This is a genomic window from Streptomyces sp. NPDC002057, from assembly GCF_040296665.1.
Lineage (GTDB): Bacteria > Actinomycetota > Actinomycetes > Streptomycetales > Streptomycetaceae > Streptomyces.
This window is the reverse complement of record NZ_JBEOXR010000098.1, coordinates 1-13,296: the sequence shown is the minus strand read 5'-3', so window position 1 is coordinate 13,296 and position 13,296 is coordinate 1. Positions and strand designations below refer to the sequence as shown.

Sequence of the window (13,296 nt, the reverse complement as noted above, 5' to 3'; positions counted from 1 at the left end):
GTACACGGCCACGCTGCCGATACCCGCGTCCCGGCACGCCCGGGCCACACGGACAGCGATTTCGCCACGGTTGGCGATGAGCACCTTGCGCACGATGGCTCCCTCCTTGAAACAAGCTGAGTTTAGGGACTGCCGACACGGCCTTTCGACCCGTCCCCAGTGGTGAGCTTGCCCACACGGAGCGTGACCCCGGGCCTGCTCGGGTCGTGAATTCCCTTGTCGCACCACGGTACGCAGGGTTCCTTTACGGCACAGTAGCTCCGAGGTGTGGCGCAGGTCTCTGTTGTCGCGGCCAGTCGCCATTCGGGTTTCTTTGTGGGGTCCCTACGAATGGCCCCATGATTCTTTGCCGAGCCGTCCGCCGTCACCGGTCGTGTCCATGCCCTTGTCCAGGGGTTTACCGGCCAGTAGCCTTCGCGCTGTCGAACGTACTGTCGGTAACAGGCGAATGCAGGGGGTGGCCGAGGTGGCCCGCAGACCGATAGCTCTCGTGACGGCGGCGGTGCTGTTCCTCGAAGCGCCCGGGATCGTCGTGATCAACGCCGTGATGGCACGGTTCGTGAAGGCCCAGTCGATGTCGCTCGACGGCATGGACCCCGACGCGATGTACACCGGCACCTGGGCGCTCGGCATCGCCTCCGGCGTCGCCCTCGTCCTCTGCGGCCTCGTCGCGCTCGTCGCGGGCATCCGTGACCGCCGGCCCGGCCGGGCCGGCCGGGGCCTGCTCATCGGCTGCGCGGTCGTGCACGGCATCCTCGGCGCGGTCACCGTCGGCCTGATCGGCTGGGGCGCGTTCGCCTTCATGGTGCTCGTGCTCGGCCTGATCGTGCTCACGCTGGTGGCGTACGGCAAGGGCGCCGAACTCCGCGAGGAGGCACCGGCGCCCGCGTAGCCGCGACCGGCCCCCGGGTCTCAGACCCAGAGGTCGGTGATCCGCACGTCCAGCTTCGCGAGCAGCGTCCGCAGCAGCGGCAGGGACAGGCCGATCACATTGCCCGGGTCGCCGTCGATGCCGTCGATGAACGGCGCCGAGCGGCCGTCCAGGGTGAACGCGCCCGCCACGTGCAGCGGTTCGCCGCTCGCCACGTACGCCGCGATCTCCTCGTCCGTCGGCTCGCCGAAGCGGACCACGGTGGAGGCCGTCGCCGACTCGAAGCGCTTGGCGGCGGTGTCGTAGACGCAGTGCCCCGTCTGGAGGATGCCGACCCGGCCGCGCATCGCCTTCCAGCGGGCGGTGGCCTCCTCGGCGTCGGCCGGCTTGCCGAGGGCCTGCTTGTCGAGCTCCAGGACGGAGTCGCAGCCGATGACCAGGGCGCCGAACACCTCCGGCCGGGCGGCCACATGGGCGGCCTTCGCCTCCGCGAGGGTCAGCGCCAGCTCGGCCGGGGTCGGGGCGTGCACCTTGTCCTCGTCGACCCCGCTCACGATCACCTCGGGGGCGAGCCCGGCCTGGCGGAGCAGTCCGAGGCGGGCGGGGGAGGCGGAGGCGAGCACGACACGGCGCGGATCAGCAGTCATGGGATCAGCGTAGTCAGTGCCGGGCCCCGGGAGGGGCGTCTAGCGTGCGCTGACCACGAACATGGCCACCACCATCGCCAGGGCCAGCAGCACGCCCGCACGGCGGAGCATCGCCTGCATCTCGCGCATGAACTTCGGCGGCTGATTCTTCGGGTCGGACCACAGCATGCCTCCGATCCTGCGGGTGGGGCGGGCGGGGCGCCTGAGTACGGATACTCAGCCGCCCCGGTGCCGAAGGACTATTCGCGGAGGAAGGCGCCGTCCCGCGCCGCCGCGAGGGCGGCCGTGACGGCCCGTTCCGCGACGGCCCCGGTGAGCTCCTCGCGGGTGATCGTGAAGCGGTAGTAGAGGGGCGCGGAGACGGCCCGGAGCAGTTCGACGGGGTCGGTCTCCGCCGGGATCTCGCCGCGGGCCGCGCCCTTGGCGACGACGGGGGCCCATTCGCCGAGCCGGGTCCGGTAGAAGTCGGCGAGCGCGCGGGCGCACTCCTCGTCGCAGGCGGCCGCGGCGATGACCGCGCGGAAGACGGCGCCCATGCGGGGGTCGGTGAGGGTGGCCCGTACGAGTTCGGCGTTGGCCCGCAGGTCGCCCGCGAGGCTGCCGGTGTCGGAGGCGGGCAGGGACTGCTCGGCCATGTCGTGCAGGAGGTCGGTGACCAGGCCGACGGGGGAGCCCCAGCGGCGGTAGACGGTGGTCTTGCCGACGCCGGCCTCCGCGGCGATCCGGTCCATGTTCAGGGCGTGGAAGCCGGAGTCGGCGAGGGCCTCCTGGGTGGCGTCGAGGACGGCCCTGCGGACCTTCGCGGTGCGCCCGCCGGGGCGGACGGTGCCGGGCGAGGCCGGCTGGCTCTCAGTCAAATGGGTCTCCTGTTCCATTAAGGCCGTCGACTCTGCTACGGTACGGGACATCTTAACGGAACTGGTCTCCCATTAAGGGGTCGTACGCATGGTTGCCCTGGATCACCCCACACCCGTGGAGCAGACGGACCCCCGCATGACGGGCCGGATGCGGCTCGTCCTCGTCGTCCTCCTCCTCGCCCAGTTCATGCTGGCCGTCGACTTCTCGATCCTGAACGTCGCCCTCCCCGTCATCGGCCAGGGACTCGGCTTCACCCTCGGCGGCCTCCAGTGGATCGCCACCGCCTTCGCCCTCGCCGCCGCCGGCTTCACCCTCCTCTTCGGGCGCGTCGCCGACCTCGTCGGCCGCCGCCGCCTCTTCCTCGGCGGCATGGCGCTCCTCGGCGTCTCCTCCCTCGTCGGCGGCCTCGCCACCGGCCCCGAGATGCTGATGGCCGCCCGCGTCGCCCAGGGCCTCGCCACCGCCGCCGTCACCCCCGCCGGCCTCTCCCTTCTCACCGCCTCCTTCCCCGAGGGCCCGCTGCGCGCCCGCGCGCTCGGTCTCAACGGCGCCCTGATGTCCGCGGGCTTCACCACCGGCGCGATCCTCGGCGGCGTCCTCACCGACCTGCTCTCCTGGCGCTGGGCGTTCCTCGTCAACGTGCCGGTGGCCCTCGCCGTCCTCCTCGTCGCCCCGGCCGTCCTCACCGAGAGCCGCCCGGCCGTCCGGCCCCGCCTCGACGTCCCCGGCGCGATCACCGTCACCGGCGGACTCCTCGCCCTCGTCTACGGCCTGACCGTCAGCGGCGAGCACGGCTGGACCGACCCCACCGCGCTCACCGCCCTCGCCGTCGGCGCCGTACTCCTCGCCGCGTTCGTCCTCGTCGAGCGCCGGGCCGCCGCCCCCCTCGTCCCGCTCCACGTCCTGAGGCGCCGCACCGTCGTCTGGGGCAACGTCGCCGGGCTCGTCGCCTTCGTCACCGAGACCTCGCTGGTCTTCCTGATGACGCTCTACCTCCAGGACGTCCTCGACTTCTCCCCGCTCGCCGCCGGCCTCTCCTTCGGCGTCCTCGGCGCCGGCACCGTCCTCGGCGGGGTGTTCGCCTCCCGCTTCATCGGCCGCTTCGGCGCCCGCGCGGCCCTCGTCTCCGGAGGCCTCCTCCAGGCCGTCGCGACGCTCTCCCTGTACGGACTCGGCGAAGGCCCCGGCAGCCTCTGGCTGCTCCTCGCGGCGACCTTCGCGGGCGGCGTCGGCAACATGCTCGCGATCGTCGGCTTCATGGTCACCGCCACCTCCGGCATCCCCGACCGCGACCAGGGCACGGCCACCGGGCTCGCCACCATGACCCAGCAGATCGGCATCACCATGGGCACGCCGATCATGAGCGCCGTCGTCGTCACCGCGCCCGTGCTCCTCGACGGCATCGGCCTCGCCGTCCTCGTCAACGCCGCGATCGTCGCCGCCGGAGCCGTCCTGGCCGGCCTCTTCCTGCGCCGAACGTGACGGGTGCCGCGCCCGGCCGCGTACCGGACGGGCCGCACCCGGAGACGCCGAGAGGCCGGACCCCCCGCACACGGGGTCCGGCCTCTCGGCGTGCGACGCCTACACCGGCCAGTACGACCTGGCCCAGGCCCGGGGGCCGGGACTCTGCCGTACCGTCCGCGCGATGCGGGACGGGTCCGACCAGCCCTCCGGGACCGCCGGGCCGCCGGACCGGGCGGACGCCGCCGCCGTCGCCGCGGCCCGTGCCTGAACCACCGCCAGTGCGGCGGCCAACTCCTCCGGGGTCGGGTTTCCTCGTACGACCTTGATCATGACGGCTCCTTGAAGGTCCGGTCCGGGGAGATCTACAGCGGGATGTTGCCGTGCTTCTTCGGAGGCAGTGATTCCCGCTTCGTACGGAGCTGACGCAGCCCCTTCACGATCTGCGGGCGCGTGTCCGACGGCATGACCACACCGTCGATGTACCCGCGCTCGGCCGCCGTGTACGGGTTGAGCAGGGTGTCCTCGTACTCCCGCATCAGCCGCGCCCGCTCGGCCTCCTGGTCGTCGGCCGCGGCGATCGTCCGCCGGTGCAGGATGTTGACCGCGCCCTGCGCGCCCATCACCGCGATCTGCGCCGTCGGCCACGCCAGGTTCAGGTCCGCGCCCAGGTGCTTGGAGCCCATGACGTCGTACGCGCCGCCGAAGGCCTTCCGCGTGATGACCGTGATCAGCGGGACCGTGGCCTCCGCGTACGCGTAGATCAGCTTCGCGCCGCGCCGGATGATCCCGCCGTACTCCTGGTCCACGCCGGGCAGGAAGCCCGGCACGTCCACGAAGGTGAGGACCGGGATGTTGAAGGCGTCGCAGGTGCGGACGAACCGCGCGGCCTTCTCCGACGCGTCGATGTCCAGGCAGCCCGCGAACTGCATCGGCTGGTTGGCGACGACACCCACCGGGAAGCCCTCGACACGGCCGAAACCGGTCAGGATGTTCGGCGCGAACAGCGACTGCGTCTCCAGGAACTCGCCGTCGTCCAGGACGTGCTCGATGACCCTGTGCATGTCGTACGGCTGGTTCGCCGAGTCCGGGATCAGCGTGTCCAGCTCGCGGTCCTCGTCCGTCACCTCCGTCTCCGCGACCTCCGGGAAGGCCGGCGGCTCGGAGAGGTTGTTCGACGGAAGGTAGGACAGCAGGGACTTCACGTACTCGATGGCGTCCTTCTCGTCACCCGCCAGGTGGTGCGCCACGCCCGAGGTCGCGTTGTGCGTCCGGGCGCCGCCCAGCTCCTCGAAGCCCACGTCCTCGCCCGTCACCGTCTTGATGACGTCGGGACCCGTGATGAACATGTGCGAGGTCTGGTCCACCATCACCGTGAAGTCGGTGATCGCGGGGGAGTAGACCGCGCCGCCCGCGCACGGACCGACCACGAGGGAGATCTGCGGGATCACACCCGAGGCGTGGGTGTTGCGGCGGAAGATCTCGCCGTACATGCCGAGCGCGCTCACCCCCTCCTGGATGCGGGCGCCACCGGAGTCGTTGATGCCGATGACCGGGCATCCCGTCTTCAGCGCGAAGTCCATCACCTTGATGATCTTCTGGCCGTACGTCTCGCCGAGCGCGCCGCCGAAGACCGTGAAGTCCTGCGAGAACACGGCCACCGGGCGACCGTCGACCGTGCCGTAGCCGGTGACGACACCGTCTCCGTAGGGCCGGTTGTTCTCCAGGCCGAAGTTGGTCGACCGGTGGCGGGCCAGCTCGTCCAGCTCGACGAACGACCCCTCGTCGAGCAGCAGGTCGATCCGTTCGCGCGCGGTGAGCTTGCCCTTCGCGTGCTGCTTCTCCACCGCACGCTCCGAGCCGGCGTGGGTGGCCTCGTCGATACGGCGCCTGAGGTCCGCGATCTTGCCTGCGGTCGTGTGAATGTCGATCTCGTACTGCTCTGCCGGCTCGGACATCGGGATGCGGCTCCCTGCCTGGTCACGGGGGGTTCGTTGACTACGAATGGGCTACTGCTCAGCTACTGAGCCGTAGCGTATCGACGCCGATACGGTTCGGCACTGCGGTCTTTGCCACACCTAGTCTGGCTTGCATGACGTCCTCTCAAGGCTCCGGCGGACCCTGGTCCGACCTCGACCGGCCCCCGCTGAACGCCCCCGCACTGCGCCGCGCCCTCGTCCTCCCCGACGGCCTGTGGACCTCGCTCGACGTGGTCACCAGCACCGGATCCACCAACAGCGACCTCGCCGCCCGCGCCGACGAGCTGCCCGAGGGCGCCGTACTCGTCGCCGAGGAACAGACCACGGGCCGCGGCCGCCTCGACCGCAGCTGGACGGCGCCCGCCCGCTCCGGACTCTTCCTCTCCGTCCTCCTCAAGCCCGAGGTGCCCGTCCACCGCTGGGGCTGGCTGCCGCTGCTCACCGGCGTCGCCGCGGCGACCGGCCTCGCGAAGGCCGCCGGGGCCGACCTGTCCCTCAAGTGGCCCAACGACCTGCTGGTTTCCGTCGGCGGCGAGGAACGCAAGACCGGCGGCATCCTCGCCGAGCGGGCCGGAGCGGACGGCGTCGTCGTCGGCCTCGGCATCAACGTCACCCTCCGCGAGGACGAACTCCCCGTCCCCGCGGCCGGCTCCCTCCTCCTCGCCGGGGCGGTCTCCACCGACCGCGACACCCTCCTGCGGGCCGTCCTGCGCTCCCTCGCCGAGTGGTACGGCGACTGGGTACGGGCCGACGGCGACCCCGCCGCCTCCGGGCTCCAGGCGGCGTACGAGGCCGGCTGCGCGACCCTCGGCCGCCGCGTCCGGGCCGAGCTGCCCGGCGAGCGCGTCCTGGAGGGCGAGGCCGTCGCCCTGGACGGCGACGGACGCCTCGTGGTGGCCACCGAGGGCGGCGGCCAGGAAGCGGTGGGCGCGGGCGACATCGTCCACCTGCGGGCACCCGCCTGACGGCCTCCGAGGGCCGCGGCCGGGGTCCCGGGAGGGCCGGGACCCCGACCGAGGGACAAAATGGCCCGCCGTCGAGGCGTGAGCCATTCCACACCTGTCGTATCGTGGAGCGCGATCCAGGCGACAGATCGGCAGGGCAAGTGGGCAGGGAACGGGCAGGAGGCGGCCGGTGACCGTCGACGACGAGAGCGAGGGCGGCGCGCCCGAGCCTCCCACGTACCCCACCCCCCATCACGAGGTCGACCACACGGCCGAGCCGAGCGACGACCCCCTCGCCATCCGCCTCGAACAGCTCATCCTCGGCGCGGACCGCCGCTACACCCCGTTCCAGGCCGCCCGCACCGCCGGCGTCTCCATGGAGCTGGCCTCCCGCTTCTGGCGCGCCATGGGCTTCGCCGACATCGGCCAGGCCAAGGCGCTCACCGAGGCCGACGTCCTCGCGCTGCGCCGGCTCGCCGGTCTCGTCGAGGCCGGACTGCTCAGCGAGCCGATGGCCGTCCAGGTCGCCCGGTCCACCGGGCAGACCACCGCCCGGCTGGCCGAATGGCAGATCGACTCCTTCCTGGAGGGCCTCACCGAGCCGCCCGAGCCCGGCATGACCCGCACCGAGGTCACGTACCCGCTGGTCGAGCTGCTCCTGCCCGAGCTGGAGGAGTTCCTCATCTACGTCTGGCGGCGGCAGCTCGCCGCCGCCACCGGCCGGGTCGTGCAGGCCGCCGACGACGAGGAGATGGTCGACCGGCGGCTCGCGGTCGGCTTCGCGGACCTCGTCGGCTTCACCCGGCTCACCCGCCGCCTGGAGGAGGAGGAGCTCGGCGAGCTGGTCGAGGCCTTCGAGACGACCTGCGCCGACCTGGTCGCCGCGCACGGCGGCCGGCTCATCAAGACCCTCGGCGACGAGGTGCTGTACGCCGCCGACGACGCCGGTACGGCCGCCGAGATCGCCCTGCGCCTGATCGAGACCCTCAGCCACGACGAGACGATGCCCGCGCTCCGCGTCGGCATCGCCTTCGGCACCGTGACCACCCGCATGGGCGATGTCTTCGGCACCACCGTGAACCTCGCGAGCCGCCTCACCTCGATAGCGCCGAAGGACGCCGTCCTGGTCGACGGCGCGCTCGCGGAGGAGCTGTCCAGGACGGGCGAGGCGCCCGTCTCGGAGACCGAGGCGGCCGAGGAGGCCGCGCGGGCCGAGAAGGAGGGCCGCAAGGCCGCCACGTACCGCTTCGCGCTGCAGCCGATGTGGCAGCGCCCGGTCCGCGGCCTCGGCGTCGTCGAACCCTGGCTCCTGACCCGCCGCCCCACTTAGGATCTCCCGTGCACCCCTGTTAACAGCCGTTAACGGGGGTCCGAGTCGGGAGGGTGGCAGGCGATGTCCGAGCAGCGCTTCGGTGAGTTCGTGGTGGTCCGGAAGGACGGGAGCGGGCACGTCGCCGAGCTCGTCCTCGACCGGCCCAAGGCGATGAACGCCGTCTCCTCCGAGATGGCCCGCTCCCTCGGCGCCGCCTGCGAGGCCCTCGCCGCCGACCCCTCCGTCCGCGTCACCGTGCTCACCTCCTCGAACGACCGGGCCTTCTGCGTCGGCGCCGACCTCAAGGAGCGCAACTCCTTCACCGACGCCGAGCTGGTCCGCCAGCGGCCGACCGCCCGCGCCGCCTACACCGGCGTCCTGGAGCTGCCGATGCCGACCGTCGCCGCCGTGCACGGCTACGCCCTCGGCGGCGGCTTCGAGCTGGCACTCGCCTGTGACGTCATCGTCGCCGACGCGACCGCCGTGGTCGGTCTCCCCGAGGTCTCCGTGGGCGTCATCCCCGGCGGCGGCGGTACGCAGCTGCTCCCGCGCCGGGTGGGCGCGGCGCGCGCCGCCGAGCTGGTCTTCACCGCGCGCCGGGTGGAGGCGCCCGAGGCGCGCGAGCTGGGCCTCGTGGACCTCCTGGAGGAGGACGCGCGGACGGCCGCCCTGGAGCTCGCCGGGCGGATCGCGGCCAACTCGCCGGTCGGGCTGCGCGCGGCGAAGAGGGCCATGCGGCTGGGCCAGGGCCTGGACCTGCGGGCGGGCCTGGAGGTCGAGGACGCGGCCTGGCGTTCGGTGGCCTTCTCGGGCGACCGCGCGGAGGGCGTGGCGGCGTTCAACGAGAAGCGGAAGCCGAACTGGCCGGGTGAGTGATTCCCGCCGTTCCGCACCACATGTCACGTACGGTGACGTCTCAAAGGGGAAAACGGATCAAACCTCCCTAAGCTGGAGGAATGGGTGAGGACGTGCGGCTGCGGGCCGTAGTGGCACTGGCGCAGGGGATGGCGGCGGCGCACACTCCACGCGAGTTCTGGCGGGCGGCGGCGCTCGGGTCCTGCGAGGGGCTCGACGGCACCTTCGCCGCCCTCTCCGTCTGGCAGCGGGACCACGGCCGCCTCAAGGTCCTGGTGAACGCCGGGGACCGGGCGGTGGGCGAGGAGGAGTTCCCGGACTCGGAGACGTATCCGGTGCACCAGTTCCCCGAGATCACCGAGTTCCTGCACGAGCAGTGGGCGGGCGGCGGCGAGCCGGACGCCTGGGTGGAGACCGCCGACGACCGGGTGCCGACGGGCCGGGTGACCGGGCTGCGCCGGCGCGGCCGGGGCTGCTGCGTGGTGGCCCCGATCGTGCTGCACGGACGCGCGTGGGGCGAGCTGTACGTGGCCCGCCCGCCCCAGGCGAAACCTTTCACCCGTGCGGACGCCGACTTCGCCACGGTCCTCGCGGCGGTCGTCGCGGCGGGCATCGCCCAGGCCGAACGCCTGGAGGAGGTCCGCAAGCTCGCCTTCACCGACCCGCTGACCGGCCTCGCCAACCGGCGGGCCGTCGACACCCGCCTCGACGAGGCCATCGAGCGCTACCGGGTCGACGGCTCCGTCGTCAGCCTCATGGTCTGCGACCTCAACGGCCTCAAGCGCGTCAACGACACCCACGGCCACGCCGTCGGCGACCGGCTCCTCGAACGCTTCGGCTCCGTCCTCTCCCGCTGCGGCGCCATGCTCCCCGGCGCCCTCGCCGCCCGCCTCGGCGGCGACGAGTTCTGCCTCCTGACGGTCGGCCCGACGGCGGACGAGGTGGTCGCCGTCGCCGAGGAGCTCTGCGTCCGGGCGGCGGAACTGGAACTCGGCGAGGGCGTGGCCTGCGGGGTGGCCTCCACCGGCGACCCCATCGGCCCCCTCAGGTCGGCCCGCCGCCTCTTCCGGCTCGCCGACGCGGCCCAGTACCAGGCCAAGGCGGCGCGCTTCTCGAAGCCGGTGGTGGCGGGCCGCGACGGCACGGTCGTCCGCCTCGCCGACGCGCCTCCGGGCGCCCGCGACCGCCGCCGCTTCAGGGACGCGCCCCCGGTGGAGCAGGCCCCGGCCGACCGGCCCGCGGCGGAGCCGTCCCCCCTGGAGTCGCCGCCGGCGGACCCGCCACCGCCGTCCGGGGGTCGGCCGCAAGGCCCCTGAGGTGGCGTCAGGCCGGGGGCGGGGGAGAGGCGTCCCGCGCCCCGGCCGCTCGGTCCAGCGTGACCCGGGCGGTGACCGGGAGGTGGTCGCTCCCGGTGGCGGGCAGGGTCCGGGTGCGGCCGACGGTGGCCGAGCGGGCCATGACCTGGTCGATACGGGCCAGCGGGAAGGACGCGGGGAAGCTGAGGGCGAAGCCCCGCGCCGGGACGTTCAGCCGTGAGGTCAGCGGGGCGAGACCCCGGTCGTCGACCGTGCCGTTCAGGTCGCCCAGCAGGATCACCCGCTCGACCTCCTCGGCGGCGACGGCCCCGGCAAGCAGGCCGGCGCTCTCGTCGCGCCGGGCCGAGGCGAGTCCCCTCGCGCCGACGCGGACGGACGGCAGATGCGCGACGTACGCCGCCACGTCGCCGTGCGGGGAGCGGACCACGGTCCGCAGCCCGCGGCTCCACCCTTCCGTGATCCCCCGGGGCCTGATGTCCACCGTGCGGGTGCCGGACAGCGGGTACTTCGACCAGAGCCCGACCGTGCCCCGGACCTCGTGGAACGGGAACTCCCGGGCGAGCGCCCGCTCGTAGGCGGGCAGCGCGGTCGGGACGAGCTCCTCCAGCGCGACGAGGTCGGGCCCCGCGGCGGCGAGGACGCGGGCCGTCCCCGCCGGGTCGGGGTTCACGTCGCTGACGTTGTGCTGCACGACGACCAGGTCGCGCGCGCCGGGCTCCGGCGCGGGGAGCAGCAGCCCGCCGAACGCGTACGCCCAGGCCGCCACCGGCAGGAGCAGGGCCGCCGACGCGGCGGCGGAGCGGCGCAGCACGGCCGCGGCGAGCAGGGGCACGACGGCCAGCCCGAGCCAGGGCAGGAACGACTCCAGCAGGCTTCCCAGCCGGCCGGGCCGGTTCGGAACGACGCCGGGGAGGACGAGGAGGAGGGCCACGGCGAGGGAGACGCCGACGGAGACGGCGGTGGCCGGCGCGAGCCCGGCGAGCCCCCGCCGCCGGGCGCCGCCGGACGGGACGACCTCGGCCTCGTCATCCGCGCCGTTGCTGTCCGGCGGGACGGCCCCGGCCTCCTCCGGGGCCCCGTCCCCCTCCCTCGTACGCGCGGGCTCTTCCGGACCCCTGGCCACTTCCACCCCGACACCCCCGTCCCGGATCCCGCGATCCGACCCCCCAGGGATATCCGCTCCGGCGCCGGAGGCCAAGCGGTGGGCCCCCTCCGGCGTCGCCTCCCGGGTCTCCGGGCTCCCCGGGCGGCAGACTGGTGCCACCGGCGATCTTCGGCCACCCCGCCGATGACCCCCGGCCCGGCGCTGCGGCACCCGGTAAGGGTCCGTGCCCCGTCGGGCCGGTGACGAAATCGCCTAGTGACAGGTCGGTCTTCAATCCGTAGGGTGCTGAATATGGATATGCAGACAGTCGTCCTCGGCACGTCCGGCACGACCCCGCAGGACGTCATCGACGTCGCCCGCCACGGCGCCCGCGTCGAGCTGTCGCCCGAGGCCGTACAGGCACTGGCCGCCGCCCGGGGCATCGTCGACGCGCTCGCCGCCAAGCCCGAGCCCGTCTACGGCGTCTCGACCGGTTTCGGCGCGCTCGCCACCCGGCACATCGGCCACGAGCTCCGTGCCCAGCTCCAGCGCAACATCGTCCGCTCGCACGCCGCCGGCATGGGCCCCCGCGTCGAGCGCGAGGTCGTGCGCGCGCTGATGTTCCTGCGGCTGAAGACCGTCGCCTCCGGCCACACCGGCGTCCGCCCCGAGGTCGCGCAGACCATGGCCGACGTCCTCAACGCCGGCATCACCCCGGTCGTGCACGAGTACGGCTCCCTCGGCTGCTCCGGCGACCTCGCCCCGCTCTCCCACTGCGCCCTCGCGCTCATGGGCGAGGGCGACGCCGAGGGCCCCGACGGCACACTCGGGCCCGCCGGCGAGCTGCTCGCCGCGCACGGCATCGCGCCCGTCGAACTCAAGGAGAAGGAGGGCCTCGCCCTCCTCAACGGCACCGACGGCATGCTCGGCATGCTGATCATGGCCCTCGCCGACCTCGACACCCTCTACAAGTCGGCCGACATCACCGCCGCGCTCTCCCTCGAAGCCCTCCTTGGCACCGAGAAGGTCCTCGAACCCGAGCTGCACGCCATCCGCCCGCACCCCGGCCAGGCCGCCTCCGCCGCCAACATGCTTGCCGTGCTCAAGGGCTCCGGCCTCACCGGCCACGCCCAGGCGGGCGAAGCCCCCCGCGTCCAGGACGCCTACTCGGTGCGCTGCGCCCCGCAGGTCGCCGGCGCCGGCCGCGACACCATGGCCCACGCCCGGCTCGTCGCCGAGCGCGAACTCGCCGCCGCCGTCGACAACCCGGTGGTGCTCGCGGACGGCCAGGTCCGCTCCAACGGCAACTTCCACGGCGCCCCCGTCGCCTACGTCCTCGACTTCCTCGCGATCGCCGCCGCCGACCTCGGCTCCATCGCCGAGCGCCGCACCGACCGGCTCCTCGACAAGAACCGCTCGCACGGCCTGCCGCCGTTCCTCGCCGACGACGCCGGCGTCGACTCGGGCCTGATGATCGCCCAGTACACGCAGGCCGCCCTGGTCAGCGAGATGAAGCGGCTCGCCGTCCCGGCCTCCGCCGACTCCATCCCGTCCTCCGCGATGCAGGAGGACCACGTGTCCATGGGCTGGTCCGCCGCCCGCAAGCTGCGCACCGCGATCGGCAACCTCAACCGGATCATCGCCGTCGAGCTGTACGCCGCCACCCGCGGTGTCGAGCTCCGTGAGGGCCTGACCCCGGCGCCCGCCTCGCAGGCCGCGATCGACGCCCTGCGCGCGGCCGGTGTCGAGGGCCCCGGCCCGGACCGGTTCCTCGCCCCCGACCTGGCGGCCGCCGACACCTTCGTACGGGAAGGGAAGCTGCTCGCCGCGGTGGAGCCGGTCACCGGCCCGCTGGCCTAGGGCCGGAGAGGAGGGCCCCCGCCGCCGGTGCCCGACCCGACGCCGGACCGGAACGTGGCCCTGCGCCACGCCGTCCTGCGGAACGCCCTGGCCGCCGGGGACGGGACGG

General features: G+C 73.5%; 14 protein-coding genes. 7 read left to right on the top strand and 7 right to left on the bottom strand.

The genetic code is table 11. The annotated features are described in order from the left end of the window. On the bottom strand, positions 1–93 hold a 93-nt coding region (locus tag ABT129_RS37470), incomplete at its 3' end, for a biotin carboxylase N-terminal domain-containing protein (RefSeq protein WP_351219746.1). A gap of 355 nt (positions 94–448) precedes the next feature. Here ABT129_RS37470 and ABT129_RS37465 point away from each other — a divergent pair. Further along, positions 449–892: a hypothetical protein gene (locus ABT129_RS37465; RefSeq protein ID WP_351910647.1), complete on the top strand. Its 444-nt coding sequence runs from the start codon at positions 449–451 to the stop codon at positions 890–892. A 20-nt stretch (positions 893–912) separates the two neighbouring features. On the opposite strand, the gene ABT129_RS37460 is transcribed toward ABT129_RS37465, so the two are convergent. The 3 genes from ABT129_RS37460 to ABT129_RS37450 all read right to left on the bottom strand — a co-directional run bounded on the left by ABT129_RS37460 (position 913) and on the right by ABT129_RS37450 (position 2,426). Continuing rightward, a complete protein-coding gene (locus ABT129_RS37460; RefSeq protein ID WP_351910645.1) occupies positions 913–1,518 on the bottom strand; it encodes a nucleoside triphosphate pyrophosphatase in 606 nt (201 codons plus the stop codon). A 39-nt stretch (positions 1,519–1,557) separates the two neighbouring features. After that, positions 1,558–1,686: a morphogenic membrane protein MmpB gene (gene mmpB / locus ABT129_RS37455; protein ID WP_351910643.1), complete on the bottom strand. Its 129-nt coding sequence runs from the start codon at positions 1,684–1,686 to the stop codon at positions 1,558–1,560. A 71-nt stretch (positions 1,687–1,757) separates the two neighbouring features. After that, a complete protein-coding gene (locus tag ABT129_RS37450; protein ID WP_502982040.1) occupies positions 1,758–2,426 on the bottom strand; it encodes a TetR/AcrR family transcriptional regulator in 669 nt (222 codons plus the stop codon). A 37-nt stretch (positions 2,427–2,463) separates the two neighbouring features. Here ABT129_RS37450 and ABT129_RS37445 point away from each other — a divergent pair, with 37 nt between their 5' ends. Further along, positions 2,464–3,858, top strand: coding sequence for an MFS transporter (locus tag ABT129_RS37445; RefSeq protein WP_351910639.1), 1,395 nt, complete (start codon positions 2,464–2,466; stop codon positions 3,856–3,858). A gap of 99 nt (positions 3,859–3,957) precedes the next feature. Here the strand turns inward: ABT129_RS37445 and ABT129_RS37440 are convergent, their stop codons facing one another. Next, on the bottom strand, positions 3,958–4,170 hold the full coding sequence (locus ABT129_RS37440; RefSeq protein WP_351910638.1) for an acyl-CoA carboxylase epsilon subunit: 213 nt from the start codon (positions 4,168–4,170) through the stop codon (positions 3,958–3,960). Between the two features lie 32 nt (positions 4,171–4,202). Beyond that, positions 4,203–5,795, bottom strand: a complete 1,593-nt coding sequence (locus ABT129_RS37435; RefSeq protein WP_351910636.1) for an acyl-CoA carboxylase subunit beta — start codon at positions 5,793–5,795, stop codon at positions 4,203–4,205. 134 nt (positions 5,796–5,929) lie between these two features. On the opposite strand from ABT129_RS37435, the gene ABT129_RS37430 reads away from it, so the two are divergent. From ABT129_RS37430 to ABT129_RS37415, 4 genes are all read left to right on the top strand, one after another. Further along, positions 5,930–6,781 (top strand): biotin--[acetyl-CoA-carboxylase] ligase, encoded by an 852-nt coding sequence (locus tag ABT129_RS37430; protein WP_351910634.1) that lies wholly within the window; start codon positions 5,930–5,932, stop codon positions 6,779–6,781. Between the two features lie 169 nt (positions 6,782–6,950). Then, on the top strand, positions 6,951–8,090 hold the full coding sequence (locus tag ABT129_RS37425) for an adenylate/guanylate cyclase domain-containing protein (protein ID WP_351910632.1): 1,140 nt from the start codon (positions 6,951–6,953) through the stop codon (positions 8,088–8,090). A 63-nt stretch (positions 8,091–8,153) separates the two neighbouring features. Further along, positions 8,154–8,948, top strand: a complete 795-nt coding sequence (locus tag ABT129_RS37420) for an enoyl-CoA hydratase/isomerase family protein (RefSeq protein ID WP_351910630.1) — start codon at positions 8,154–8,156, stop codon at positions 8,946–8,948. An 80-nt stretch (positions 8,949–9,028) separates the two neighbouring features. Further along, positions 9,029–10,243 carry a GGDEF domain-containing protein gene (locus tag ABT129_RS37415; protein ID WP_351910628.1) on the top strand — a complete coding sequence of 405 codons (1,215 nt, stop codon included), beginning with the start codon at positions 9,029–9,031 and terminating at the stop codon, positions 10,241–10,243. A gap of 7 nt (positions 10,244–10,250) precedes the next feature. On the opposite strand, the gene ABT129_RS37410 is transcribed toward ABT129_RS37415, so the two are convergent. Next, on the bottom strand, positions 10,251–11,174 hold the full coding sequence (locus ABT129_RS37410; RefSeq protein ID WP_351910651.1) for an endonuclease/exonuclease/phosphatase family protein: 924 nt from the start codon (positions 11,172–11,174) through the stop codon (positions 10,251–10,253). Between the two features lie 471 nt (positions 11,175–11,645). Between ABT129_RS37410 and hutH the strand changes: the two genes are divergently transcribed. After that, complete coding sequence (gene hutH, locus ABT129_RS37405) at positions 11,646–13,187, top strand: histidine ammonia-lyase (protein WP_351910649.1); 1,542 nt, start codon at positions 11,646–11,648, stop codon at positions 13,185–13,187. Positions 13,188–13,296 lie beyond the last annotated feature (109 nt).